Source organism: Arthrobacter bussei, from assembly GCF_009377195.2.
Classification (GTDB): Bacteria; Actinomycetota; Actinomycetes; order Actinomycetales; family Micrococcaceae; genus Arthrobacter_D; species Arthrobacter_D bussei.
In genome coordinates this window covers 1-23,368 of record NZ_VJXX01000004.1, presented here as the reverse complement: position 1 = coordinate 23,368, position 23,368 = coordinate 1, and the positions used below count along the sequence as shown (strand labels likewise).

General features: G+C 65.4%; 19 protein-coding genes and 1 pseudogene. 14 read left to right on the top strand and 6 right to left on the bottom strand.

Going from position 1 to position 23,368, the window contains the following annotated elements; translation table 11 throughout:
• Positions 1-6: 6 nt before the first annotated feature.
• From FNH21_RS12105 to FNH21_RS12090, 4 genes are all read left to right on the top strand, one after another.
• Entirely contained in the window at positions 7-1,746 is a 1,740-nt protein-coding gene (locus FNH21_RS12105; protein ID WP_338403269.1) for an ABC transporter permease, read from the top strand.
• Between the two features lie 35 nt (positions 1,747-1,781).
• Positions 1,782-2,939 (top strand): ABC transporter ATP-binding protein, encoded by a 1,158-nt coding sequence (locus FNH21_RS12100; RefSeq protein ID WP_152816025.1) that lies wholly within the window; start codon positions 1,782-1,784, stop codon positions 2,937-2,939.
• A gap of 60 nt (positions 2,940-2,999) precedes the next feature.
• Entirely contained in the window at positions 3,000-4,400 is a 1,401-nt protein-coding gene (locus FNH21_RS12095) for an MFS transporter (protein ID WP_152816022.1), read from the top strand.
• Positions 4,401-4,570: 170 nt separating this feature from the next.
• A complete protein-coding gene (locus FNH21_RS12090; RefSeq protein ID WP_152816018.1) occupies positions 4,571-5,494 on the top strand; it encodes an alpha/beta hydrolase in 924 nt (307 codons plus the stop codon).
• Positions 5,495-5,507: 13 nt separating this feature from the next.
• On the opposite strand, the gene FNH21_RS12085 is transcribed toward FNH21_RS12090, so the two are convergent.
• Positions 5,508-6,323, bottom strand: a complete 816-nt coding sequence (locus FNH21_RS12085; protein WP_055765682.1) for a DeoR/GlpR family DNA-binding transcription regulator — start codon at positions 6,321-6,323, stop codon at positions 5,508-5,510.
• A gap of 215 nt (positions 6,324-6,538) precedes the next feature.
• Here FNH21_RS12085 and FNH21_RS12080 point away from each other — a divergent pair, with 215 nt between their 5' ends.
• From FNH21_RS12080 to FNH21_RS12055, 6 genes are all read left to right on the top strand, one after another.
• On the top strand, positions 6,539-7,834 hold the full coding sequence (locus FNH21_RS12080; protein ID WP_152816015.1) for an ABC transporter substrate-binding protein: 1,296 nt from the start codon (positions 6,539-6,541) through the stop codon (positions 7,832-7,834).
• Positions 7,835-7,904: 70 nt separating this feature from the next.
• Positions 7,905-8,831: a carbohydrate ABC transporter permease gene (locus FNH21_RS12075; RefSeq protein ID WP_152816012.1), complete on the top strand. Its 927-nt coding sequence runs from the start codon at positions 7,905-7,907 to the stop codon at positions 8,829-8,831.
• Between the two features lies 1 nt (position 8,832).
• The gene (locus tag FNH21_RS12070; RefSeq protein WP_152816009.1) at positions 8,833-9,678 is read left to right on the top strand and encodes a carbohydrate ABC transporter permease; all 846 of its coding nucleotides are present in this window, start codon (positions 8,833-8,835) and stop codon (positions 9,676-9,678) included.
• A 44-nt stretch (positions 9,679-9,722) separates the two neighbouring features.
• A complete protein-coding gene (locus FNH21_RS12065; RefSeq protein ID WP_191931923.1) occupies positions 9,723-10,586 on the top strand; it encodes a ketose-bisphosphate aldolase in 864 nt (287 codons plus the stop codon).
• Positions 10,587-10,690: 104 nt separating this feature from the next.
• Positions 10,691-11,890, top strand: coding sequence for an ADP-dependent glucokinase/phosphofructokinase (locus FNH21_RS12060; RefSeq protein WP_152816006.1), 1,200 nt, complete (start codon positions 10,691-10,693; stop codon positions 11,888-11,890).
• Positions 11,887-12,861, top strand: coding sequence for a class I mannose-6-phosphate isomerase (locus tag FNH21_RS12055; RefSeq protein WP_152816003.1), 975 nt, complete (start codon positions 11,887-11,889; stop codon positions 12,859-12,861). The genes FNH21_RS12060 and FNH21_RS12055 overlap by 4 nt, the downstream gene beginning before the upstream one ends.
• Positions 12,862-12,935: 74 nt before the next feature.
• Here FNH21_RS12055 and FNH21_RS12050 read toward each other — a convergent pair whose 3' ends face one another.
• Together FNH21_RS12050 and FNH21_RS12045 are read right to left on the bottom strand one after the other, a co-directional pair.
• On the bottom strand, positions 12,936-13,142 hold the full coding sequence (locus FNH21_RS12050) for a hypothetical protein (protein WP_152816000.1): 207 nt from the start codon (positions 13,140-13,142) through the stop codon (positions 12,936-12,938).
• 176 nt (positions 13,143-13,318) lie between these two features.
• Complete coding sequence (locus tag FNH21_RS12045) at positions 13,319-14,230, bottom strand: DUF4352 domain-containing protein (protein ID WP_241743241.1); 912 nt, start codon at positions 14,228-14,230, stop codon at positions 13,319-13,321.
• Between the two features lie 444 nt (positions 14,231-14,674).
• Here FNH21_RS12045 and FNH21_RS12040 point away from each other — a divergent pair, with 444 nt between their 5' ends.
• Entirely contained in the window at positions 14,675-15,892 is a 1,218-nt protein-coding gene (locus FNH21_RS12040; RefSeq protein ID WP_152815997.1) for a thermonuclease family protein, read from the top strand.
• 207 nt (positions 15,893-16,099) lie between these two features.
• Positions 16,100-17,413: a S1C family serine protease gene (locus tag FNH21_RS12035; RefSeq protein ID WP_152815994.1), complete on the top strand. Its 1,314-nt coding sequence runs from the start codon at positions 16,100-16,102 to the stop codon at positions 17,411-17,413.
• A 148-nt stretch (positions 17,414-17,561) separates the two neighbouring features.
• On the opposite strand, the gene FNH21_RS12030 is transcribed toward FNH21_RS12035, so the two are convergent.
• A complete protein-coding gene (locus FNH21_RS12030) occupies positions 17,562-18,635 on the bottom strand; it encodes a TerC/Alx family metal homeostasis membrane protein (RefSeq protein WP_191931922.1) in 1,074 nt (357 codons plus the stop codon).
• A gap of 205 nt (positions 18,636-18,840) precedes the next feature.
• Here FNH21_RS12030 and FNH21_RS12025 point away from each other — a divergent pair.
• A pseudogene (locus FNH21_RS12025) lies at positions 18,841-19,320 on the top strand (DUF3090 family protein); the annotation flags it as partial.
• The gene (locus FNH21_RS12020; RefSeq protein ID WP_152815988.1) at positions 19,320-20,087 is read left to right on the top strand and encodes an SCO1664 family protein; all 768 of its coding nucleotides are present in this window, start codon (positions 19,320-19,322) and stop codon (positions 20,085-20,087) included. The pseudogene FNH21_RS12025 and the gene FNH21_RS12020, both read left to right, overlap by 1 nt.
• Before the next feature lie 262 nt (positions 20,088-20,349).
• On the opposite strand, the gene FNH21_RS12015 is transcribed toward FNH21_RS12020, so the two are convergent.
• Together FNH21_RS12015 and FNH21_RS12010 are read right to left on the bottom strand one after the other, a co-directional pair.
• A complete protein-coding gene (locus FNH21_RS12015) occupies positions 20,350-21,609 on the bottom strand; it encodes an AAA family ATPase (protein ID WP_241743240.1) in 1,260 nt (419 codons plus the stop codon).
• Positions 21,610-22,038: 429 nt separating this feature from the next.
• Positions 22,039-23,145 (bottom strand): DUF262 domain-containing protein, encoded by a 1,107-nt coding sequence (locus FNH21_RS12010; protein ID WP_152815981.1) that lies wholly within the window; start codon positions 23,143-23,145, stop codon positions 22,039-22,041.
• Positions 23,146-23,368 lie beyond the last annotated feature (223 nt).

The window sequence follows — 23,368 nt, the reverse complement described above, 5'->3', positions numbered from 1 at the left end:
TTCCCCGTGAGCCTCGACACGCTCCCCGCCGCCGCCCTGCCGGCCGCCCCGCCACCCCGCAGAGGGTCCCGCCAGGGCGGGGCGAGGATGGACACCGTCACCAAGCTGGTGATCACCGTCGTCGTCCTCATCCTCGCGATCCTCATCGGCTATCCGCTGGTGCGGATCCTGACCCAGGCGTTCGGCGCGGAGGGCCTCGAGACGCTGCGGAACATCGCCACCTCATCGGCCAACCGGGCGGTGCTGCTGAACACCGTGGTGCTGGGCGTGCTCGTGGGCGCGGTCGGCACGGCGATCGGCTTCGCCTTCGCCTACGCGCAGGCCAGGCTCGACTTCCGGGGAAAGAAGCTGCTCCATCTGATCGCGCTCCTGCCCATCGTCTCGCCGCCCTTCGCGGTCGCCACCGCCGTCATCACCCTCTTCGGGCGGAGCGGGCTCGTCACCAAAAAGATGCTGGGCCTGGACTACAACATCTACGGGCTCACCGGTCTGACCCTGGTGCTGTCCCTGTCCTTCTTCCCCGTGGCATACATGAACCTCCTCGGCATGCTGCGCAGCCTGGACCCCGCCACGGACGAGGCCGCGTCCAGCCTCGGCGCCAACCGCTGGAAGATCTTCCGCAGTGTCACCATCCCCATGCTCATCCCGGGATTCGCGAGCTGCTTCCTGCTGCTCTTCGTCGAGGCGATCGCCGACCTGGCGAACCCCCTCGTGATCGGCGGCGACTTCACGGTCCTGTCCTCCCGCGCCTACATCGCCATCACGGGCGAGTACGACGTCGCGAGCGGCGCGGCGTACTCCCTGGTCCTCCTGCTGCCGGGGCTCCTCGTCTTCCTCGTGCAGCGCTACTGGGCCGAGCGGCGCAGCGTGGTGTCAGTGACCGGCAAGCCGTCCGGCAACATCACCCTCCTGCGCTCGCCCCTGGCCCGGATCCCGCTGCTCACGGTGGTCCTCGCGATCGCGGCCCTGATCGTGGCCATCTACGTCACCGTCTTCGTGGGGGCCTTCACCGCGATCCTCGGGGTCAACAACACGTTCACGCTCGCGAACTACCGGTACGTGCTCTCGGGCATCGGGTCGGACGCCATGTTCACCACCACCATCCTCGCGCTGATCGCCACCCCGGTGGCCGGTGTCCTCGGGATGATCCTGGCCTGGCTCGTGGTCCGGAAGGTCCGGCGGGGCCGCGGCGCCCTGGACTTCCTGGGCATGCTGGGCCTGGCCGTGCCCGGCACCGTGCTCGGCATCGGGTACGCGCTGGCCTTCAACAAGCCCTTCATCATCGGCAACATCCAGCTGCTGCCGGCACTGGCCGGGGGCGGCGCCATCTTCGGCGGCGCCCTGGCCATCGTGATGGTCTACGTCATCCGCTCCATGCCGTCCGGGCAGCGCTCGGGGATCGCCGCGCTGCAGCAGATCGATCCCGCGATCGACGAGGCGTCCACCTCCCTGGGGGCCTCCGGGCTGCGGACCTTCCGCAGCATCACCTTGCCGCTGATCCGCCCCGCGCTGCTCTCCGGGCTGACCTACGCCTTCGCCCGGGCCATGACCACCCTCTCCCCGATCATCTTCATCACCACGCCGCAGACGAAGATCATGACCTCGCAGATCCTGTCCGAGGTGGATTCCGGCCGGTTCGGCAACGCCTTCGCCTACTGCACCATCCTCATCGCGATCGTGCTCGGGGTGATCGGGCTGATGAACCTCCTGATCCGGGACCGCCGCTCTCCAGCGCGCGTCAACTGACTCCTCCCACCTGCCGTAGAACACGGAGAACCCCCATGGCAACCACCACCAGCACCAGTACCAGCACCAGTACCCCCGTGCAGACGCGTCCCTCGGGCAGCCTGCACCTCGACAACCTCGTGAAGCAGTACCCCGGCGGCGTCAGCGCCGAGCCGGCGGTCGCCGGCATCGACCTCGACATCCGGCCGGGCGAGTTCCTCACCCTGCTCGGCCCGTCCGGGTGCGGCAAGACCACCACCCTGCGCATGATCGCGGGCTTCGAGACGCCCTCCCACGGATCGCTGACCCTCGACGGCGAGGACATGGTGTCGCTCACCCCGGACAAGCGGCCCATGGCGATGGTGTTCCAGTCCTACGCCCTGTTCCCGCACATGAGCGTCTTCGACAACGTGGCCTACGGCCTGCGCCTGCAGAAGCTGCCGAGGAAGCGGGTCCAGGAGGAGGTGGAGTTCGCGCTGGCTTCCATGAGCCTGACCAAACTCGCGGACCGGGCTCCCAACCAGCTCTCCGGCGGCCAGCAGCAGCGGGTGGCCCTCGCCCGCGCCATGGTGATGAAGCCCAAGGTCCTGCTGTTCGACGAACCGCTGTCCAACCTCGACGCCAAGCTCCGCGTCCAGATGCGCACCGAGATCCGGGCGCTCCAGCACAAGCTCGGGATCACCAGCGTCTACGTCACGCACGACCAGGACGAGGCGATGAGCCTCTCGGACCGGATCGTCGTGATGCGCCAGGGCCGGATCGAGCAGGTGGCCACGCCGGAGACCGTGTACCGGAAGCCGGCGTCGGTGTTCGTCGCCGACTTCATCGGCCGCGCGAACTTCCTCGACACGTCGATCGAGCAGCTGACCAGGGAGGCCGACGGCGCCCGCGCCACGGTCCGGGCCCTCGGTGCCACGTACACGGTCCCCGCCCATGACGGGATCGGACCCGGCAGCCCCGTCTGCCTGATGGTCCGGCCCGAGTCCGTCGTCCTGGCCCCGGCACCGGACGCCCGCGAGGTGTCCGGCAACGACGGACGCGTCCTCAAGTCCGTCTTCTACGGGGCCTGGGTCGAGTACGAGATCGAGACCGTCGGCGGCAATGTCACGGCCGTGATCTACGACCCCGCACCGGGGGACATTTTGGACCCCGGCACCTTCGTCCGCGTGTCCTTCGAACAGGACCGGGCCTGGCTGCTCCCGGCCGAGGACTGACCACCCCCGCACCGCCCCACGCCTGCACCACTCGCGCAGCATCACCGAAAGACAGGAACCATGACGCGATCCACGACCAGTGGCACCTGGGCCGACAAGGGACTCATGAGGTTCCTCGCCGCGCCCCCACTCGCCGAACGCCTCGACGACACCACCGTCGCGAAGCGCTACCCGAAGCTCCGCCTCCAGGTGTTCCTGGGCATCTTCATCGGGTACGCCGGCTACTACCTCGTCCGCAACAACGTCCCGCTCGTCGCGACGATCCTGCGCGACGAGGAGGGCTTCACCACCCTGGGCCTCGGCATCATCACCAACGCGGTCCTCGTGGCCTACGGCCTGAGCAAGTTCCTGAGCGCGATCGTCAGCGACCGCAGCAGCGCGCGGCTCTTCCTGCCCATCGGTCTGGCCCTCTCCGCGGTCGCCAACCTCTTCATCGGGTTCATGCCGGGGATCGGCGCGAGCGTCGCGTTCTTCGCCGTCGTCATGATCTTCAACGGCTTCGTGCAGGGGATGGGGTGGCCTCCCTCCGGGCGCACCCTCGTCCACTGGTTCTCGACGTCTGAGCGCGGTTCCAAGACGGCGCTCTGGAACGTCGCCCACAACATCGGCGGTGCCGGCTCCGGCGCCCTCGCAGGCCTGGCGCTGGCCACCTTCGGCAACTGGCAGGCCGCCTTCTGGTTCCCCGGCATCGTCTGCCTCGTGATCGCGGCCGTCGCCTTCGTCCTCCTGCGCGACACCCCGGAGTCCGAGGGCCTGCCGCCCATCGAGGAGTTCAGGAACGATCCCGCGCCGGTGGAGTCAGACGCCGCCGACGAGAGTGCCTCGACCTGGGAGACCGTCAACCGCTACGTCATCCGGAACGCCACCATGGTGAAGCTCGCGCTGGCCAACGTCTTCGTCTACACGCTGCGGTACGGCGTACTCGTGTGGGCCCCGGTGTATCTCGCGGACGAGCGCGGCGCGAGCCTCGGCGAGGGGATCGCCGGTTTCTCCCTCTTCGAACTCGCGGGCATCCCGGGTACCCTCCTGTGCGGCTACATCAGTGACCGGGTGTTCCGCGGCCGCCGCTCCCCCGCGGGCATCACCTTCCTGATCGGCGTCTTCCTGGCCGTCCTGGTGTACTGGCTGTCACCGGTCGAGTGGCCCATCGGGGTCTCCTACGCCGCACTGGTGGTCATCGGTGGGCTCATCTACGGACCGGTGATGCTCATCGGCCTGCAGGCCCTCGACCTCAGCCCGCGCAAGGTGGCCGGAACGGCCGCAGGCTTCACGGGTCTCTTCGGCTACGTCCTCGGGGCCACGCTGGCCTCCACGGGCATCGGCCTGTCGGTGCACAACTTCGGGTGGGACACCACGTTCGTCCTCATCCTCGCGTGCGTCCTGCTCGCCATCGCCTTCATGTACTCGGTGGGGCGCGACGAGAAGGCCATGCGCGAGCGGAAGCTCGCCGAACGGGTCTGACCCTCGCACGGAGGCCCCGATCCGCCGGTCGTCACCGGCGGGTCGGGGCTTTCGCGTGTCGGCCCGAGGACGGGCACGACGACGCCGGCCGGGCTAGGCTCGGGGAGCGCGGGGGCCGGCTTCGCCGTCGGGCGCCCACCCTCCGCAGCCGACCCTCCCAAGGAGCCACCATGCCGGTCCACCCCGATGCGCAGCGATTCCTCGATCTGCTCGTCGACGCCCCTCCCCTCGACACGCAGACCGCCGAGCAGAATCGGGCCGATCTCGTCATCGCCCTCCCCCTGACCGGGGAGAAGGCGGAACTGGCCTCCGTCGTCGATGCGACGCTCGCGGGCGTACCGGTGCGTGTCTACACGCCGTCCGACGGTGAGGGCGGACAGCCGGCGGTCGTGTACCTCCACGGCGGCGGGTGGGTCCTCGGCGACGTCGAGATCGCGGACAGCACGTGCCGGGCCCTTGCCGTCCACGCCCAGGCGGTGGTCGTCAGCGTCGACTACCGCCGGGCCCCGGAGGTCCCCTTCCCCGGCGCCCTCGAGGACACGCTGGCCGTGACCCGGGCCCTGCTCACCGGGGAATCGCCCTGGGCCATCGACCCGCGGCGGGTGGCCGTCGCGGGCGACAGCGCAGGCGGCAACCTCGCCGCGGTGACCGCCCAGCAGCTCCGCGACCACACACCGCGCCTGGTGCACCAGGTGCTCATCTACCCCGTGACCGACCTCCTCGCCGGAGATTCGGGCAGCTACCGGGAGTTCGCCGACGGCCACTTCCTCACCACGCGCGATCTCGGGTACTTCTACAGCCAGTACGCCGGTACCGCCGACCGCACCGATCCGCGGCTCTCACCGGCACACGCCACGGACCTGGCCGGCCTGCCGTCCGCCACCGTGGTCACCGCCGAGTGCGACCCGCTGCGCGATCAGGGCGAGGAGTACGCACGGGCCATGGCGGCGGCCGGCACCAGCGTGACGACGGTCCGCTTCGTGGGCCAGGTGCACCCCTTCGTGTTCATGGGCGGGATCATCGAGGACGCGCACGCCGCCCGGCGCTTCATCGGGGCGCAACTGCGCGCGGCCTTCTCGGCAGGGAAGGCCTGATCCGCCCGGCGGTTCACTCCCCCTCGGGCACCAGGACCGTCACGCCCGCGGCGTCCAGCGCCGCGGCCAGTCCGGACGACGGCGCCCGGTCGGTCACCAGGTAGTCGGCCCCCTCGAGCGGGACGATCTGCGCGAAGAGCCGCCGGTCGAGCTTCGTGGAGTCGGCGAGGATGGCCGTTCGCTCGGCCCGGCTGATCATCTCGGCCATCATGGCGGCGTCGCCGAGGTTCGACGTCGAGCAGCCCGATCCGTCCACCGCGCCGACGGCGATCAGCGCCATGTCGCAGCGGATGTCCACCTCGGGCGTGCTGCCGCTCATCCCGAGGGTGACCGGCCCGGTCGTCGCCTGGGTGAGCGTGCGCACGGCTCCGCCGAACATGTAGAGGTCACGGAACACCGTCGGTGAAATCTCCGCGGGGATGCGCAGGTTGTTGGTGGCGATCGTCAGGTTGCGGTGGTTCCGGAGCGCCCGGGCCACGGCGAGGCTCGTGGTCCCCGCATTGATCATGAGGACGGACCCGTCCGTCACCAGGTCGACCGCCAGCTGCGCGATCGCCTCCTTCTCGGCCGCCTGCATGCTCAGGCGCACATCGATCTCCCGGTCCCGCCCCGCCCGCTCCGATGTGCTGACCGCACCGCCGTGGGTCCGGATGAGGATGTTCTCGCGGTCCAGCTGGTCGAGGTCCCGGCGGATGGTGTCGATGGAGACGTTGAAGTGGGCTGCGAGGTCGGCGACGGTCACGCGGCCCACCTCGTCCACGTAGGACGCAAGATCGGCCTTCCGCCCAGCAGGGAGCTGGCGGACGCGCTGCAGTTCTTGCGATGTCATGCCTTCATCTGTAACACATCGGAACCCTGACGGCACGAGAAACAGCACATAACTGCACATCGTTGCGGCAAACTTGCGCGCCCGTCTGCCGTCTAACGCGTCTTTCTCCCAGAAACTCTTGACGGCGCCGTTTGACAGCGCGCACACTCAAGAAGGAAACAGCAAGAAACGGCAGAATCAAGCGAAATATCGCACCATCTCAACGAGGAGACCTGATGTCCACCCATCGGCGCACGCGTTCCCGCGCAACACTGCTCACCGGCATTGCCACCACCGCCGCCTCGATCATCGCACTCACGGCCTGCGGTTCGGGCGGATCGGGGTCCGAGGAGGCCGGCGGCGACGTCACCATCGAGTTCGCCCAGTGGTGGGAGCCCGAGCTTCCCGACGGCGAGTTCCGCTCCCTGATCGACACGTTCGAGGAGGAGAACCCCGGGATCACCGTGGACCTCGTCAGCGGCCCCTACGCCTCCACGAAGGAGCAGCTCTTCGCCGGTGCGGCCTCGGGCACCATGCCCGACGTCGTCGGCCTGGACGGAGCGTGGGTCAGCGACTTCGCCGAGCAGGGCGTCATCGCCGATCTCACCCCCCTCCTCGAGGACGCCGGATTCGACGACAGCCAGCTCGTGAGCCAGGTGAAGGTCGACGACAGCACCTACATGGTCCCGGTGGTCAACTTCGTCTACCCGATGTTCACCAATGACGACCTCCTGTCCCAGGCGGGCGTCAGCGCACCCCCGGAGACCCGCACGGAGTTCTCCGATGCCGCCAAGAGCATCTCCGACCTCGACGGCGATGCCTCCGGCTGGGTCCTCCCCCTCTCCCTGGAGGCACCCAACGGCGTCCAGAACGACGTCATGTCCTGGGCCTGGGCCTCGGGCGGCACCATGCTGAAGGACGGCCAGCCGGACCTCACCAATGACGACGTCACCTCCGCGGTCGATTTCATCGGCGGCATGTGGGATGACGGCGTGATCGCCCCGGGCAGCTTCACCATGAAGGAACAGGACAAGGTGGAGGAGTTCACCAACGGCCGCGTCGGCATGATGATCGACTCCCTCGCCCACATCAACCTGATCCGCGAGACCAACCCGGACCTGAAGTTCTCCATCTCCGCGGTCCCCGCCGCCGACGACTACACCGGCGAGCGCGGCATCCCCTACGCCTCGTGGGGCATCGGCGTCGCCGAGAATTCCGAGAACAAGGACGCCGCCGCCAAGCTGGTCTCCTTCCTCATGAGCGAGGACACGAACTCCGAGCTCTCCACCATGGCGAACGCCTTCCCCGGCAACACCGGCTCCGTCCCCGAGTTCGTCGAGGACGACCAGCTGTTCAAGACCGCCTTCGACATCTACCAGGCGGGCTACCCCGCCAACGAGTTCGTCGGGCTCCCCGTGGCAGAGGAGCTGATGCGCCAGCTCGGCGCCCAGCTGCAGTCCGCCTTCGACGGCCAGCAGTCCCTCTCCGAAGCGCTCGAGAAGGCGCAGACGGAATGGGAAGGCGAGTTCTAGGTCCTCCCCCGAACCGGATCGGGCACCGCTGCCCCCGCGCGGTGCCCGATCCCCCACAAAGGTCACTCCCATGAGCCTCCGCACCGTCACCCCACCCGATCCCCAGACGCTCCTCCAGGGAGCTCCTCCCCGCAAGCGCCGCCAGCTGCGCCGCGCCGGTGAGTCCTACGGCTTCCTCGCCCCCACCCTGATCCTGTTGTTCGTCCTCATGATCGTCCCGATCGTGATGGTGATCGGCTACTCCTTCCAGGACAACGTGATCCTGAAGTCGTCCTCCGAGTTCGCCGGCGCGGACAACTACGTCACGGTGCTGACGGATCCGGCCTTCTGGAAGGCCACCGGCAACACCGTCTTCTTCTCCACCGTCAGCGTCGCCGTGCACCTGGTGCTCGGCCTCACCTTCGCGATGCTGCTGAACAGCCCGCTGATCAGCGTCACCTCCCGCGCCATCTTCCGGGCCCTGTACGTGCTGCCCTGGCTGTTCACCGCGGCCGTCATCGCCGTCCTGTGGCGCATGCTCCTGTCCCCCAACGGGATCGTGAACTTCCTGCTGAACACGGACGTGGAGTGGCTCGCCGATCCGCAACTCGCCCTCGGCACGGTGACCTTCATCAACATCTGGGCCGGCTACCCGTTCTTCATGGTCAGCCTCCTCGCGGGCCTGCAGGGCATCCCCCAGGACCTCCACGAAGCGGCGAGCATCGACGGCGCCAGCCAGGTGCAGCGCTTCTGGAACGTGACCATCCCGCAGCTCCGCCCCATCATCATCAGCCTCCTGCTCCTGGACCTGATCTGGACCTCCCAGCAGTTCGCGCTGATCTGGCTGACCACCGGCGGCGGTCCCATCGACGTCACCGAGATGCTCAGCACCTACACCTACAAGCTCGCCTTCGCCAACTACGACTTCTCCCTCGCCGCGACCGCCGCGGTGCTGATCCTGCTGATGTCGCTGGTCCTGGCCGTCCTCTACGTCCGCCACCAGAAAGCAAGGGATTGACATGGCGATCACCACGCAACGCCGCACCCTCCTGGCGAAGTCCGGGGTCCTGGCGGGACTCGTCCTCGGAGCCGTCTTCGCCGCGGGTCCCGTGCTCTGGATGCTGTCCAGCTCGTTCAAGTCCAACACCGAGATCTTCGAGCTGCCACCCAGGCTCATCACGGACACGTTCTCGTTCGACGCCTACGCCGCGATCCTCACCAACTCGGAGACGCTCCGGTTCTTCTTCAACAGCTACCTCGTGGCCGGCGCCGTCACCATCCTGACGCTGCTGGTGGCCATCCACGCCGCCTACGCGTTCAGCCGCTTCGAGTTCCGCGGCAAGCGCGTGCTGAACGTGGTGATCATCAGCGTGCAGGCCGTCCCGCCCATCACCCTGCTCATCCCGTACTTCGGCCTGGTGGTGGCCCTCTGTCTCTACAACACCTACCCGGGGCTGATCTTCACCTACATGGTGTTCACACTGCCCTACGCGATCATCATGATGACCGGCTACATGAACACGCTGCCCCGCGAGCTGGACGAGGCCGTCCGGGTGGACGGCGCCGGGTCGCTCACCGCCCTGTGGCGCGTGCTGGTCCCCATCTCGATCCCCGGGATCGTCTCGGTCGGCATCTACACGTTCATGATCGCCTGGAACGAGTACCTCTTCGCCCTCACGCTCACCCGCACCACGGAGATGCGCACCGTCCCGATCGGCATCCAGCTGCTCATGGGCCAGCACTCGTACGAGTGGAACCAGATCATGGCGATGAGCATCCTCGGGTCCATCCCGGTGCTGATCCTCTTCCTGGTCCTGCAGCGCTTCTTCATCAGCGGCCTGACCGCCGGCTCCGTCAAGAGCTGACCCCACACCACCCCTCGCACGTCATCTAAACAAGGAGAATCACAGTGCTGTACACCGGTAGGTCCATCCTCGACATCGCCAACGAACACACCTTCGCCATCCCCGCGTTCAACATCAGCGACTGGGCCATGTTCAACGGCGTCATGGACATCAGCGAGGAGAAGGAGGCGCCGGTCATCATCGCCATCCACCCGGACGAGGTCTCCCACATCCGCACCGACCTCGTGGCCGCCATGCGCAGCCGCGCCCACCGCTCCAGCGTTCCCGTGGCCATCCACTGGGACCACGGTGGAACCTACGAGCAGATGATCACGGCCATCCAGGCCGGCTTCACCTCCGTGATGATCGACGCCTCCCTGCTCCCCTTCGACGAGAACGTGGCCCTGACCCGCAAGGTCGTCGAGGCCGCGCACGCCGTGGGCATCCAGGTGGAGGGCGAGCTCGGCACCATCGGCGCCAATGACAGCTACGGCGAGTCCGGTGCGGCGGAGATCATCTACACGAACACCGACGACGCCGTCCGCTTCGTCAGGGAGACCGGTGTGGACAGCCTGGCGATCGCCATCGGCACCTCCCACGGCCTGTACCCGGCGGAGAAGAACCCGGAGCTGCGGCACGACCTCCTCGAGGAGATCAAGGCCGCCGTGGGCATCCCCCTCGTGCTGCACGGTGGGTCGGCGAACCCGGACAGCGAGCTGGCGCGTGCGGTGAGCCTCGGTATCAACAAGATCAACATCTCCAGCGACATCAAGGTCTCCTACCACAACGCCATGCGGCGCATCCTGGGCACGGACGAGCGCCTCCGCGAGCCGAACGCCATCCAGCCCGAGGCCATCGCCGCCCTGAAGGTCACGGCAGCCGAGAAGATCGACCTCTTCGGCGCGGACGGCAAGGCCAAGCTGTACTGAGGCCTGCCCGCGGGACCATGCTGGCAGGGGGCTGACAGAGGTCAGACAGAGGGTCGACAGAGGTGACGGACGCCGGCGCAGGTCGGCAGGAAAGGATCGGTGCCATGGGAACCACGCTCGTCCTCGGACTCGGCGGAACCGTCGACTACGAGGTGCGCTGGGACGCGGAGGTCATCGGCGCGCTGGCCGTGCAGTACGGCATCCGGCGCGCGGAGCTCACCACCATGGCACCGATCGTGGACGAACGCTCCCTGGTGGTCACCATCCTCGCCTTCGTGCTCGACGGCGCCGGTGGCGAGCGCTTCGTGGAGTCCTCCGAGGTGGTCAAGCAGTTCGCGGACCGCTTCACCACGGAGATCACGCTGGGCGGCACGGGGGTCCGGGCCGGGATCGCCCTGGACCGGCTCGGCATCCCCAGTGTCCAGCACCTCGTCAGCATCGACGACCACGTGCGCCGGCTCATGCCGGCGTCCATCTCCTGGGTCAGCTCAGCCACCGGGGACACCCTGGATCCGCATCTGATCGTGCAGTACCCACCCGGCACCGTCATCCGGTTCGACGACGGCGAGATCGTCTCGCCGTCGTCGAACCGCCTGATCTTCGCCAATGATCCGCCGAACCGCAGCATGGCCATCGCCCCCGAACTGGGGGACGCCCTCACCGAGGCGAGGGCCTTCCTGGTCTCGGGGTTCAACACCATGCAGGACGAGGCCCTGCTCGAACGCCGGCTCACCGACCTCGACGCCGCCCTGGAGCACCTGCCGGCCGACGCCCTCGTGTACTACGAGGACGCGGGTTTCTACGTGAGGCGGTTCGCCGAACGCATCTGGGCGCACCTGCTTCGGCGCATCGACGTGTACGGGATGAACGAGGACGAACTGCAGGAGTACGTGGACCGGCCCGTGGACCTGCTGGACCCGGCCGATGTCGCCGCCGCGCTCCTCGCGGCGCATCGCCTCATCCCGGTCCCTGCCCTGCTGGTGCACACGCAGCACTGGGCCATCGCCGTGGGCCCGGCCGCCGCCGGGCACCGCGACGCGGTGGCCAGCGCCGTGCAGATGGCGGCCACCCGCTTCCGTCTGGGCGACGGCTTCACGGCGTCCGACTTCGAGGCGACGGCGCTCCTCTCCCGCAGCGCGCGCGGCGAGGACGTGGTGGAGGGCGTGGAGCGGATGATCACCGGAGCGGCGGGGGTGCCCGCCTTCCGCATCGACACCGCGACACCCACCACCATCGGGCTCGGTGACAGCTTCGTGGGTGGCTTCCTGGTGGTCCACGCGCCCGTGCCGGAACCGCAACCATGATCGAACGCCTTCCGTCCAACCGCCCGCCCGAGCGCTTCTACCGCGGCGGGGCGCAGATCTCGTCCTTCCGCGGCGAGGCGTCGGACGCAGCATTCGAGCCGGAGGACTGGATCGGGTCCACCACCACGATCTTCGGTGAGCAGGGCCTCGGACTGACGCGCCTCGCCGACGGCCGGCTCCTGCGGGACGCCGTCACGGCCGATCCCGGATATTGGCTTGGATCGGATCACGCGGCGCGCTGGGGCGCGGACGTGCGGCTCCTGGTCAAACTGCTCGACGCCGGTCAGCGGCTCCCGGTCCACGCGCATCCCGACGATGCCTTCGCGGCGGAGCACCTCGGTCACCGCCACGGCAAGGCCGAGGCCTGGTACATCCTCACGGGCGGCACCGTGCACCTCGGACTGGCGCGGAGCGTCGGCGACGAGGAACTGGCGGCCGTCGTGGAGGCGCAGGACGTCGATGCGCTCCTCGGCCTGCTGCACCAGGTGGACGTGGCCCCCGGCGATGTGGTGTTCGTCCCGCCGGGGGTGCTGCATGCCATCGGCGAGGGCGTGCTGCTGCTCGAACTGCAGCAGCCGGAGGACCTCTCGATCCTGCTGGAATGGCGGGACTTCGCCCTCGACGGTTTGGCGGACGGGCATCTGGGGCTCGGCTTCGGCGTGGCCCTGACGGCGGTCGACCGGACGGCGCTGCCCCGCGAAGCGCTCGGAGGGCTGGTGCGCCCGTCACCGCCGTCGGGCTCCGCCTTCCCGTCCGGCGCGGACGCGTTCTTCCGGCTGGAGCGCCGGCCCGTGGACGGCCCGGCGCGGCTCGATCCGGGCTTCGCGGTGCTGGTGGTCAGTGACGGACCTGTGACCCTGTCCGGACGGGAAGCCTCGCGCGGCAGCACGTGGCTGGTACCGGCTGGGGAGGGTTCGATCGACCTCGACGGCACGGGCGAGCTCCTGGTCGCGCGGCCTCCGGCCCCCTGACCTCGGCGCGAGCGGGGGCGGCCCTGACGTGAGGAAGGGGCCCTGCAGGAAGTGCGCAGGGCCCCTTCGGCGATCTAGTGGTTCACGCCGCGTCTCGGTGGACGCATCAGGATCACGGCGACCGCGAGGACCGCGGTCACGCCTCCCAGGATCATGGCCAACCAGGCCTGGTAGGGCTCATGCGGCCCGAAGACCGCAGGGAGCGAGAGCACCAGCGCGGCGCCCGCGATGGACAGGCAGATCACCAGGCCGAGCAGCATCCGGTTCGTCGTGTTCCGCATAGTCTCCTCCGTCGATTCGTGCACGAGTGCGGTGCAGAGAGCTTCTGGTCCGTGGCTAGGTCAACGGGACGCAGCCTACCCAGCTGCCCTAGCGAGCTCAACCGTCGACGCATCGTCGGCACGGCCGACGAAAAAGCCCCCGACGACATTCCGGGGGCTTTTCCAATCGGCAGGCATTACTGGACTGCTATGAAGACCTTGTCTGCGAGCATGCCAGGATTCACGGCGAGGACACCCTGAGCCGCCGATGCGCTAGGAACAACAAACGCCACATTTCCTGAGGCCGTAGCGTCCGTGTAGAGCGTGCTCGAGCTATCAATCGGCTCCGGAATCATGGCGAAGTTGTCGAAGCTGTTGATCGTAGTGCCGTCGGCAGTCACATACTCCAGGGAGACAAAGGCTGGCAGCTGACCGTTCGGGTCGTCTCCCAAGTAGGTTGTCGAATAGTTAACGAGGATGTACTCGGAGCCCTCCGCGGGCGGCTCATTGAACTCACTCTCACCGAGCACTGCGTCGGTGGAGGCCAGGGTTACCGAATTGACGACTATTCGCCAGTCGTCGGACTCGATGGTCGACCCAATCGGGTACGGGTTCGCTCGCGTTCCTTCGTCGCTCGCAGGAGCTTCTTCATCAGCCTCCGCGCTGGGAGCGGAGCCGTCAGCAACAGCCTCGTCGGAAGGCGCGACCACAGTCGTATCCCCGCTACCGAACGACTCTTCAAAGGATGTCGTCACAACGGTGAGGAACACGATCACGCCAACGATGGTCCCTACGACCGACAGAATCAGCGCGGTGATTCCCATCCACTTCGACCTGTCCTTGAGGAACAGCGATACGAGGCCCAGGATGAAGGCGATTGGCAGAAGTATCCAGCCCACAATCAAAGCGCCGGGAATGCAAGCGAAGATGAAGCCTAGAACACCGGCGATCAGGGCAATTAGTCCCACGACATTGGACTGCTTCTTTGGCTTCTCTCGATCAGGAGACAGGGTCTGGGTCGGCGCCCCAGGGCCGGAATTAGAAGGAAAGGGTTGTTGATGCTGGGGCTGGAAACGCTGCGAGTCCTCCCCAGGGATCTCTGAAGTCATGAACCAATGATGACAGATCTAGACGAGTACGATTGACGTCCATATTTGTGCGATATCGGGCAGTCCGAGAATCCGTGGGGGGCTCGAGCATGCTGGCCAACTCCCGTTGCTCGAAGTGATGAGATTCAGACCACCACAACCACTGAGCGGTTCTGCGACTGCCTCGTTCAACCGAACCGCAAGTACGTCGAAGGCGTTCGAAACGCCCTGATGACGCACGGCGGAGGAGTCGGGTTGTCCGATCTTCTCGGCAATGTACCGTCTCAGGATTATTCGTCGTCACATTCCGTGAAGCATGGACGGCCGCAAGATACAGGGTTGTCGGGGAGATGGACCCGGCAGGGCGGACCCACAATCCTTGGTGAATCTGTCGGATACCTTGACCGATTCGTCGGTTACCGGGCGATACGCTCGAGCGAACCTCCGCACTGCCAGAAATGATCGATGACCTCCCCTCGCCTCCGCGCCCTCCTCCCTGCCGCCTTCCTAACTGCGGCGATCGCGTCGTCGACGCTGACCGGCTGCACCTCGCCCACCGACGCTGCGGCGACCACCGCTGACGGAGCCGGGGAGGGCACCGCCTACACGCCGGGGACCGTGGTCCGCGTGATCGACGGCGACACGCTCGTCATCGCCTTCGACGGCGACGACCAGACCGTCCGCCTGCTCAACGTCGACACCCCCGAGACCAAGCACCCGGACAAGCCCGTCGAATGCCTCGGGCTGGAGGCGACCGAGGAGCTGGAATCGTTGACGCCGCCCGGTACGGAAGTAGGCCTGGACTTCGACGTCGAACGCACGGACCGGTACGACCGCGTCCTCGCCGCCGTCTTCATCGAGGACACGACCCTCGTCAATGCGGAGCTAGCCCGCGTGGGACTCGGCGTGCCGGTCCTGATCGAGCCGAACCGGAAGTACTACGACGACGTCCAGGCCGCGTACGCCGAGGCGACGGCGCAGGGGGTGGGCCTCATGGACCCGGCTGCCGCCTGCACCCTCCCCGCCGAGGCGGAGGACGCCCTGCAGGCCCTGGCGGCAGCGACCGCGGCGTCGGTGGGCGATTCGGCGGACTCCGCGTCGGCCACGGCGGCAGGGATCGTCGCTGCCCTCGCAGCGGCGAAGGCCGTCCGCGAGAGCGTGAACGCCGGAAAGGACACCGTCCGCGTGCTTGCGCTGGGCACCGCGGGCTCGGCGTCCCTGCTGGCCGATCTCGACCGGAGGATCACCGAGGGCGAGCGGGCCCTGACGACAGCCACCGGCAAGGCCGAGTCCTTCCGCGCGGCCGACGCTGCCGCCCAGCGGACGGCGGAGAAGGAAGCCGCGGCGAAGGCCGCCGCCGAAGCGGAGGCGGCCCGGGTCGCGGAAGCCGCCCGGGTCGAGGCAGAACGGGTCGCCGCAGAGGCTGCCGCCCGCGCGGAAGCCGACCGGATTGCCGCGGAGGCCGAGCGGGTTGCCGCCGAGGCGACTGCCCGCGCGGAAGCGGACCGTCTCGCGGCCGAAGCAGCGGAACGTGACCGGATCGCCAACCTCCCGCCCGCTCCTGCCCCGTACATCCCTCCGGCGCCTGCCCCGCCGGCTCCTCCGGCGGCGGACAACCCCTACCCGGGCTGCACCGGGCCCCGGTGCTACGCGCCGGGCGGGAAGACCTGGCGCCCCTGCTGATCCCGGCGGCGACGCTCGTCGGAACGGCACCTCTGCAGCCACCGCCCGTACTCGCTACGGACGGGTGTTCCCACCTCCATCGGCGCGAACGGGAAGACAGGTAGTACTCGAGTCCTCGGATTCCGTGGACTCGGCCGTCCCGAACTCCTACCTTTGCCTTCCGGGCCCGCGACGGTTGTCAGTGGGCGCAGCTCCAGGAGGCGCACGATGACGGCGACATCCACTCCGAGGACCTTCCTCCTGATCGGCCCCACGGCTCTGGCAGTTCTCGGACTGACCGGGTGCATCGTGGTCGGTCCTACCGCCGCTGACGATCCTCCTCCCGCGTCGCCCGTCGCTGGAGATCCCGGGACCGGCCCGTCGACCTCGCCGCCTCCTCCGCCACCGCCTCCCACGACCGAACCGGCCGCCGAGGTACCTGCTCCCTCCGGCCCGACGACCCTGCCCGCTCCGGCTGCAGGACCGACGACGGCGCCTTCCTCGCCGGCACCAGCAACCTGGCCGCAGACCATCGAGGAGGTGCAGTCGGGCGTCGTGCAGTTCAGCGTGACCACCTGCGAGAGCAGCAGTACAGGATCCGGCTTCCTGATCGCCCCCGACCTCGTGGTGACGGCGGCGCACGTGGTCGCCGACGCCTCGGTGATCGGCATCTCCACCGCACAGGGCAACACCCCGGCGTCGGTCCTCGGCATCAACGAACTCGCGGACCTGGCGCTCGTGCAGACGAGCAGGCCGCTCGACGGGCACCTTTTCGGCTTCGAACCGGTAGATCCCCCGTTGGGGACGGACGTGGCGGCACTCGGGTTCCCGCTGGGAGAACCGTTGGGATTCACGCGCGGAACGGTGAGCGGGCTGGACAGGGAGATCAATCTGGGCGCCGGTTCGGTGCAGAACATCATCCAGACGGATGCGGCCGTCAATCCCGGGAACAGTGGCGGGCCCCTGCTGACGCAGGACGGCCTGGTAGCCGGTGTCGTCAGCGCCGTTGGACTGAACGGGGACGAACGCGCCGAGGGGATGGCCTACGCGGTATCGGGTTTCCGGGCGGAAGCGGCCGCGATCGAATGGCAGGAAAGACCCGTGCCCCTTGATCCCGTCGACTGCGGGAACGCTCCCGCGCCGGACGAAGGATTTTTCCCCCTGAGCATCGCCTCCGATCATGATCAGGCGCGCAATATCGGCCAGGCCCTGCTTCTTCACGGTCAGGGCATCAACGTCGGCGCCTACGGTGCTGCGTACAACCAGTTCACGCCGGAACTCCAACGGTCCTTCGGCAGCAGGGAGAGATGGAGCGCGCAGCTCGGCAGCTCCTACTGGCGGGCACTCGACGTGACGAGCGTCGAGGGAACAGGTGATGCCCTCTCGGCGGACGTCCGTCTCCTGACCGAGCAGGATTCCGACGACGGCAGGCTGGGCCAGACGTGTTCGGACTGGTTGCTCCGCTACTCCTTCGCCTGGAACGGAGAGGCCTGGCTGATCAGCGGATCGACTCTCCCCTCCGGGGACCCTGTGGCCTGCTGACGAGCGCTCCCGCCCCTGATCGACACCGGCCGGGAAAGCAACGGTGATTCTCCTGCTTCGACCTCTCAAAGTCCCGCAGCCCGGGGTGATTACGCGAAACATCCCGGCCCCCTGCGTCAGGGACCGGGACGTTCGTCATAGAGCGGGGTTACTTACGGCTGGTCGCGCTGCTCTTGTCATCGTCGAGCCCGGACTCGATGCCCGTTCCCTCAGCGGTGGCGACGGGCTCGCCCTCAACCTCGTCGCGGTCCTTCTTCGCCGCGTCGCCCCGGGTCTTGATGAGGCTCGCGATGGTGGCCACGGTGATGGTCGCCAGGATGAAGAGAAGCGACACGGAGATGGGGATCTCGGGGACCCAGAGGAGCGGCTCGCCGCCGTTGATGAAGGGCAGTTCGTTGACGTGCAGGGCGTGGAACACGAGCTTCACACCGATGAAGGCGAGGATCACGGCGAGGCCCTGCGCCAGGTAGACGAGGCGTTCCAGCAGGCCGCCGATGAGGAAGTACAGCTGGCGGAGGCCCATGAGGGCGAAGGCGTTGGCCGTGAACACGATGTACGCCTGCTCGGTGAGGCCGTAGATCGCGGGGATGGAGTCGACGGCGAAGATCAGGTCCACGAAGCCGATCGCGATGATGGTGAGCAGCATCGGGGTGACCCAGCGCTTGCCGTCCTTCTTCACGGTGAGCTTGTCCTCGTGGTACTCGTCCGTGACGGGGAGCACGCGGCGGACCAGCTGCATGAACTTGCCGTCGGCCGGGTTGGAGTCGTGGCTGCCGAAGGCCTGCTTGTAGGCGAGGAAGAGGAGCAGCGCGCCGAAGATGTAGAAGATCCAGGAGAAGTTCTCGATCAGGCCGGCGCCGATGGCGATGAACGCTCCGCGGAGGATCAGCGCGATGATGATGCCGATCATCAGCACCTTCTGCTGGTACTTCTTGGGTACTGCGAAGCCGGTCATGACGATCAGGAACACGAAGAGGTTGTCGATCGAGAGTGCCTTCTCGGTCAGGTACCCGGCGTAGTACTCACCGCCGAAGTCCCAGCCCCACACTTGGCCGATCACCACGCCGAAGAGAAGGGCGAGGCCTATGTAGAAGGCGGACCAGCGGGCTGATTCACCGATGGTCGGTTCGTGGGGCGTGCGCACGTGCGCGAAGAATTCATAGACGAAGAAGGCGATGGTCACCGCGATGGTGATCAGCCAGATTGTGGGAGAGATGTCCACGGAGGTACTCCAAAGGAGGTCGGCGTCGGATGGGCGCCAAGGTCTCCTCCGCCCGGACGAACCGGAACCGACGGGCCCGGGATGCTTCAGTGCATCCGTATTGACGGGCCGATCACAGACGGGAGTACTCCCCTTGATACATCGATGCTAACGCATCAGTGGCGTGCTTGTTCCCCCAGCCGGCTGAGCCGACCGCACGCACGTTTACCTCCAGATGCGCACGGAGAAGCAGATCGTGAGCATCGCCTTCGAGAAGCAGCAGTTGCCGCAGCTCACCGAGAAGGTCGACTAGATCCTCGACTAGCTCATCGCCCTCGACGGCAACCCCTTCCACGTCCCGAGCACCACGCCGATCGAGCTCGTCGACAACGACCAGCTGGACCCGGTGGAGGAGCAGTTCCGCACCGGTGCGATGAGCCTGGGCTGGGACCCGACAACGGCGCAGATCGTGGTAGAGGCCTACCCCATCACCGAGGTGGACACAGACGACATCAACGCGATGCTCTCAGCGGATGACGAGGACGCCGAGGCGGCCGAGATGCTCGTGGTGCGGATGCCCGTGGGCACCGCCCGCGCTTTCTCGAAGCGGACCCGCGAGGTGGTGGGCGCAGGCCGCCCCATCTGCGTGATCTGCGGCCAGCCGATCGACGCCGACGGCCACACCTGCACCCTCCCCGAGGCCTGATGGCCGGCACCGACCTGATGACCGACGAGCTCACGCTCACCGGCCGCATCAGGACGGCGTCCAACGCCACGCTCGTCGGCAGCGTCGGCGACCAGACCGTCGTGTACAAACCGATCCGCAGCGAGAAGCCGCTGTGGGACTTCCCCGACGGCTGCCTGGCGCACCGCGAGGTGGCGGCCTATCTCGTGTCCGAGGCGATGGGCTGGAACATCGTGCCCAAGACCTGGCTGCGCGACGGCCCGCTGGGCGAGGGCATGGTGCAGCTCTGGCAGGAGCCCGACCCCGAGCAGGACGCCGTGGACCTCATGCCGGCGGACGAGGTGCCGGAGACCGGGTGGAAGCACGTGCTCGAGGGGCAGGACGACGCCGGACGGACCGTCGCGCTGGTTCACGAGGACACCGCAGCGCTGCGCCGCATGGCGGTGTTCGACGTGATCGTCAACAACGCGGACCGCAAGGGCGACCACATCCTCGCCATGAAGGACGGCCACCGCTACGGCGTGGACCACGGCCTGACTTTCCACAGCGAGCACAAGCTGCGGACGGTGCTCTGGGGCTGGGTCGGCGAACAGCTGACCGCTGAGGAGCTCGAGGGTATCGACCGCGTCCGAAGCGGCCTGAAGGAAACGCTGGGCCGAGACCTGGCAGGTCTGCTCACCGCCGAGGAGATCTCCGCGCTGACCGGTCGATGCTCGGCCTTACGCGCAACCAAGCGGGCGCCGGGCCCTCAAGGCCACTCGTCGGCAGTGCCTTGGCCTCTATCCTAAGGGCGCGCACATCCCCCTAAGCGACCAATTGGAGCGTAATTACTCAACACCGTGGACTAAAACTAAGATCAACCCATTCCAGTAGTCTGTGGCGGCTCACGCGATGCTCGCTGTCGAGGGGATTATCCAAACTTCTCGACATGCAGTCATTTTTAACCACACAGGAAAAATGACATAATGTCATTCGATTGACATCATAAGGCAGGCAGAAATTGTCTTGCTGCAGTCCGAACTCGTTGAATATAATCCTACGGCAGCTACACTAACCGAAAATGTCCCGCTTGAGCTCATCATAAACTTTCGTACCGGGTTGAATGAGCGGAGCCAAGCTAACCTCAGCAAAAGATCGAGCAGACGAACCTCTAGCGGTCAGCTTCAGGTGCTTCCTGATAGATGAGTAAATGCTTCCGGATGCGGACTTCAAATCGTCAGGATCATTTCCGCGATCCTGCACAGAGTGCTCTAATTCGACACGTCTGATCTCGAGCACAGCCAACTTCTCCTCAGGCAAGCCAACGGCATCACAGAACGCTTCCAAAGTCTCCGGGTCATAGAGGTAGCATTCGATATGGCGTCTTGTAAGAACTTTCGTTCCTTGCGAGCGCCACTGCGACAGTTCTTCATCATTTGCTAGATCACGATCCCGCAGACGGATCATGTGTGTGCCTTCCGATACTGCCTGCATCGCGGAAGTGAGACCCAGCGTGTCAGCCTGGGCGTCACGACTATTACCCACGGACAAAAAATCCGTATCCGGAAACTCTCCTGCGAATATAGTCCGGTAGCACTTCGCATCAAAACCGTCCGCGCCGCCCTCGCAGATCACTAGGACAGATGGTGCGACGAGGGTTGCAACATCGTCTAGCGCAACCAACAAGGCCTTTTTCCAAAATTCCCGACTTGGGATCACGGGCTTCATTACTACCGGTTCATCGAAATCCCTATCTCCAAAATCAAGAAATACTACTTCCCCTTGGCTCGTCTTCGATATCCTCATGGCTTCGCTCATCAAACCGAGGCTATGAGACGCGATGAATAGTTGCGACTCACTTGGAACCAGCAACAAAAGTTCGCGAAGTAACGCGCCTTGCGCTCGAGTTCCGATGTGCACTTCAGGTTCATCTATGCACCATAAAGCATCCGAAAAGAACTCTGCTTTGACCACCGCATCCAGCAGTAAATCAAATACCGCTCGTTCTCCTGCAGATAAATTTAGATAGGGGAAGCCGATGGCGGAGCCCTTACTGAACTCGAAGGGGTTTGCTCCCGCATCAGCTCCAACACGCGTGAGAGTCAGTTCAGGAAAAATTCGCAGGAGCGCGTCCCGCAGCTGCCCTATGAGTCGGTCCCGAATTTGACCCTTTGTCGTCGCGTCAGAGGTTGTTTCGTCGAACACTGCTGAAAAGGTTTGCCATAACAGGCGTTGATAATTATGAGCTACTTGTTGATCCGCATCGATCGCGCGTTTTTCTCTGGCAGTCTGCCCTGTTGGTGACTCCGGTTGCGATATTGGCTGAACCATGAAATTAGCTTCGTGCCTATAAGCAGATCGAAAGTAGACACCTCCTTTTTGAAGCGCAGCCTGATCCCTTGGGTCACCATAAACTTCCACAACAACGCGGTCGTACCAATTCGACGCATCTATTGCGCCAACCTTGGCGCTGTAGGCGTCGTCCGCGTAAGCACTATTCCACGCTCTAAGTCGATGCCAACTTTGAAGGCCATCAAAAAACGATGACTTACCGACTCCGTTTGGGCCCGCCAAGACAATCAAGCGTGCGGACTGCGGGATGTCCTTGACCGAAAGATTCGTGAACCGTCGGAAATTCGTGAATCTAACCTCTTTGAGCTTGATCTGGCACCATTCCTAATTGTAACGAGCTATCGGGCAGTATTGACTGGGCGACGGAATGCCTAGATCGAGCTTTCTGTCTCCGCGCCTCGCGAAGAGTCAGGCGCTCATTAGAGCTCGTCCAAGTGGTATGGTCTTCGCAAAGCGATCTCCGGTGGCCAATCCGGTCGTCGTTCCAAGGGTCGTCGGGAGCGTCGACCACAACTCCTTGGCGCACTCCAGAATATCAACACGGTATGCTGAACCATTCGCTATGTGATATCCAATTCCAATTGCGATCGCTTCGAAAGAAGTGCTTGAGAATCCTCCTCTGAAGGTGCGTGTATTCGTATCCCACTTCCTGAATAGAAGGTCGGAACCTTCGCGACTAAGCACGTCGAATGTTGACTTAAAAACGCCAGCGTATTCACTCGAGTTTGTGGGAAAATTTTCGGCGAAATCGATCGACCAGTCGTTGAGCTTACTTGGGAAATCCCCGAGGCCGCCTCTTTTTCCTTTCAACTCCCGCTGATGCAGCATTAGAAATCGGAGAACCAGTTCGAGGTCAAATTGCTCATCGATAAGACGATCACCCAGCGCCAGCGTCTCGACCAATCCCGGATGCGTTGTCAGCCCATGGAGCCAAGTCAATGTTTCTCCACTGATGCCCGCGATGAGTGCTGTTCTTATCTCTTGCGGAGTAAGTGCCGAACCGTAACTATTGAGCCGCTGGAATAGGTCAAATTTCGCTTTTGGGTCCGAACTTCGTTTGATCACTCGAATGTCTAAACGAGCTAATCTCATGTCAAGCATTTGTGCTGAAGACAGACCCTGGGTCCCGTCCATGCCCCAGATCTTGCCCTCGAGCCCTTTCAAATACCGAGTGGCAGTCAGCGTCAGAGCCGGTAACGGCTGTCCGCTTGCATCGACCAAGAGGCCTTGCATTTCGAGCAGGGTACTAACGCGCTGTAGCCCATCTACAAGTTCCCATTTTCCACCTTCGTCTTGTGAAACAAAGATCGATGGAATAGGAATTCCTAACATCATACTTTCCACAAGCCGACTTTTCTGCTCAGCGCTCCAGCGAAATAGCCGCTGAAACTCTGGCCTGATTATCAGCACCCCTTCTTTGTAGAGGCTTGTCAACTCACTCACCGACATGCTGATCGTGTCCGCGGACACCTCCCTCCGAGCAGATGCAATTTCAGATTCAAGTACATCACTCATCAAATCTCCTCCGACACAATATCTTGGGAAAGCTCTGCTAGGCCAGGATAAACAGTTGAACGTGATATGCCCATCAGTCGGAGCTGGCGCCAAAGCGGCTCTTCGTAATTAGGAGTGTAGGTGGGGTCTGAAGCCGCCTGATTCGAGCAGGCTTCGGGCGATGTAGTGGGTGAGGTTCCTGAAGCCCAGAGCCGATCCACGCAGGTGCTCGAGCCGCCCATTG

What these genes read in the sequence shown, in the direction of transcription:
- FNH21_RS12100 (WP_152816025.1), top strand. Translation starts at nt 1,782, where the DNA reads ATGGCAACCACCACCAGCACCAGTACCAGCACCAGTACCCCCGTGCAG.
- FNH21_RS12095 (WP_152816022.1), top strand. Translation starts at nt 3,000, where the DNA reads ATGACGCGATCCACGACCAGTGGCACCTGGGCCGACAAGGGACTCATG.
- FNH21_RS12090 (WP_152816018.1), top strand. Translation starts at nt 4,571, where the DNA reads ATGCCGGTCCACCCCGATGCGCAGCGATTCCTCGATCTGCTCGTCGAC.
- FNH21_RS12085 (WP_055765682.1), bottom strand. Translation starts at nt 6,323, where the DNA reads ATGACATCGCAAGAACTGCAGCGCGTCCGCCAGCTCCCTGCTGGGCGG.
- FNH21_RS12080 (WP_152816015.1), top strand. Translation starts at nt 6,539, where the DNA reads ATGTCCACCCATCGGCGCACGCGTTCCCGCGCAACACTGCTCACCGGC.
- FNH21_RS12075 (WP_152816012.1), top strand. Translation starts at nt 7,905, where the DNA reads ATGAGCCTCCGCACCGTCACCCCACCCGATCCCCAGACGCTCCTCCAG.
- FNH21_RS12070 (WP_152816009.1), top strand. Translation starts at nt 8,833, where the DNA reads ATGGCGATCACCACGCAACGCCGCACCCTCCTGGCGAAGTCCGGGGTC.
- FNH21_RS12060 (WP_152816006.1), top strand. Translation starts at nt 10,691, where the DNA reads ATGGGAACCACGCTCGTCCTCGGACTCGGCGGAACCGTCGACTACGAG.
- FNH21_RS12055 (WP_152816003.1), top strand. Translation starts at nt 11,887, where the DNA reads ATGATCGAACGCCTTCCGTCCAACCGCCCGCCCGAGCGCTTCTACCGC.
- FNH21_RS12050 (WP_152816000.1), bottom strand. Translation starts at nt 13,142, where the DNA reads ATGCGGAACACGACGAACCGGATGCTGCTCGGCCTGGTGATCTGCCTG.
- FNH21_RS12045 (WP_241743241.1), bottom strand. Translation starts at nt 14,230, where the DNA reads ATGACTTCAGAGATCCCTGGGGAGGACTCGCAGCGTTTCCAGCCCCAG.
- FNH21_RS12040 (WP_152815997.1), top strand. Translation starts at nt 14,675, where the DNA reads ATGACCTCCCCTCGCCTCCGCGCCCTCCTCCCTGCCGCCTTCCTAACT.
- FNH21_RS12035 (WP_152815994.1), top strand. Translation starts at nt 16,100, where the DNA reads ATGACGGCGACATCCACTCCGAGGACCTTCCTCCTGATCGGCCCCACG.
- FNH21_RS12020 (WP_152815988.1), top strand. Translation starts at nt 19,320, where the DNA reads ATGGCCGGCACCGACCTGATGACCGACGAGCTCACGCTCACCGGCCGC.
- FNH21_RS12015 (WP_241743240.1), bottom strand. Translation starts at nt 21,609, where the DNA reads ATGGTTCAGCCAATATCGCAACCGGAGTCACCAACAGGGCAGACTGCC.
- FNH21_RS12010 (WP_152815981.1), bottom strand. Translation starts at nt 23,145, where the DNA reads ATGAGTGATGTACTTGAATCTGAAATTGCATCTGCTCGGAGGGAGGTG.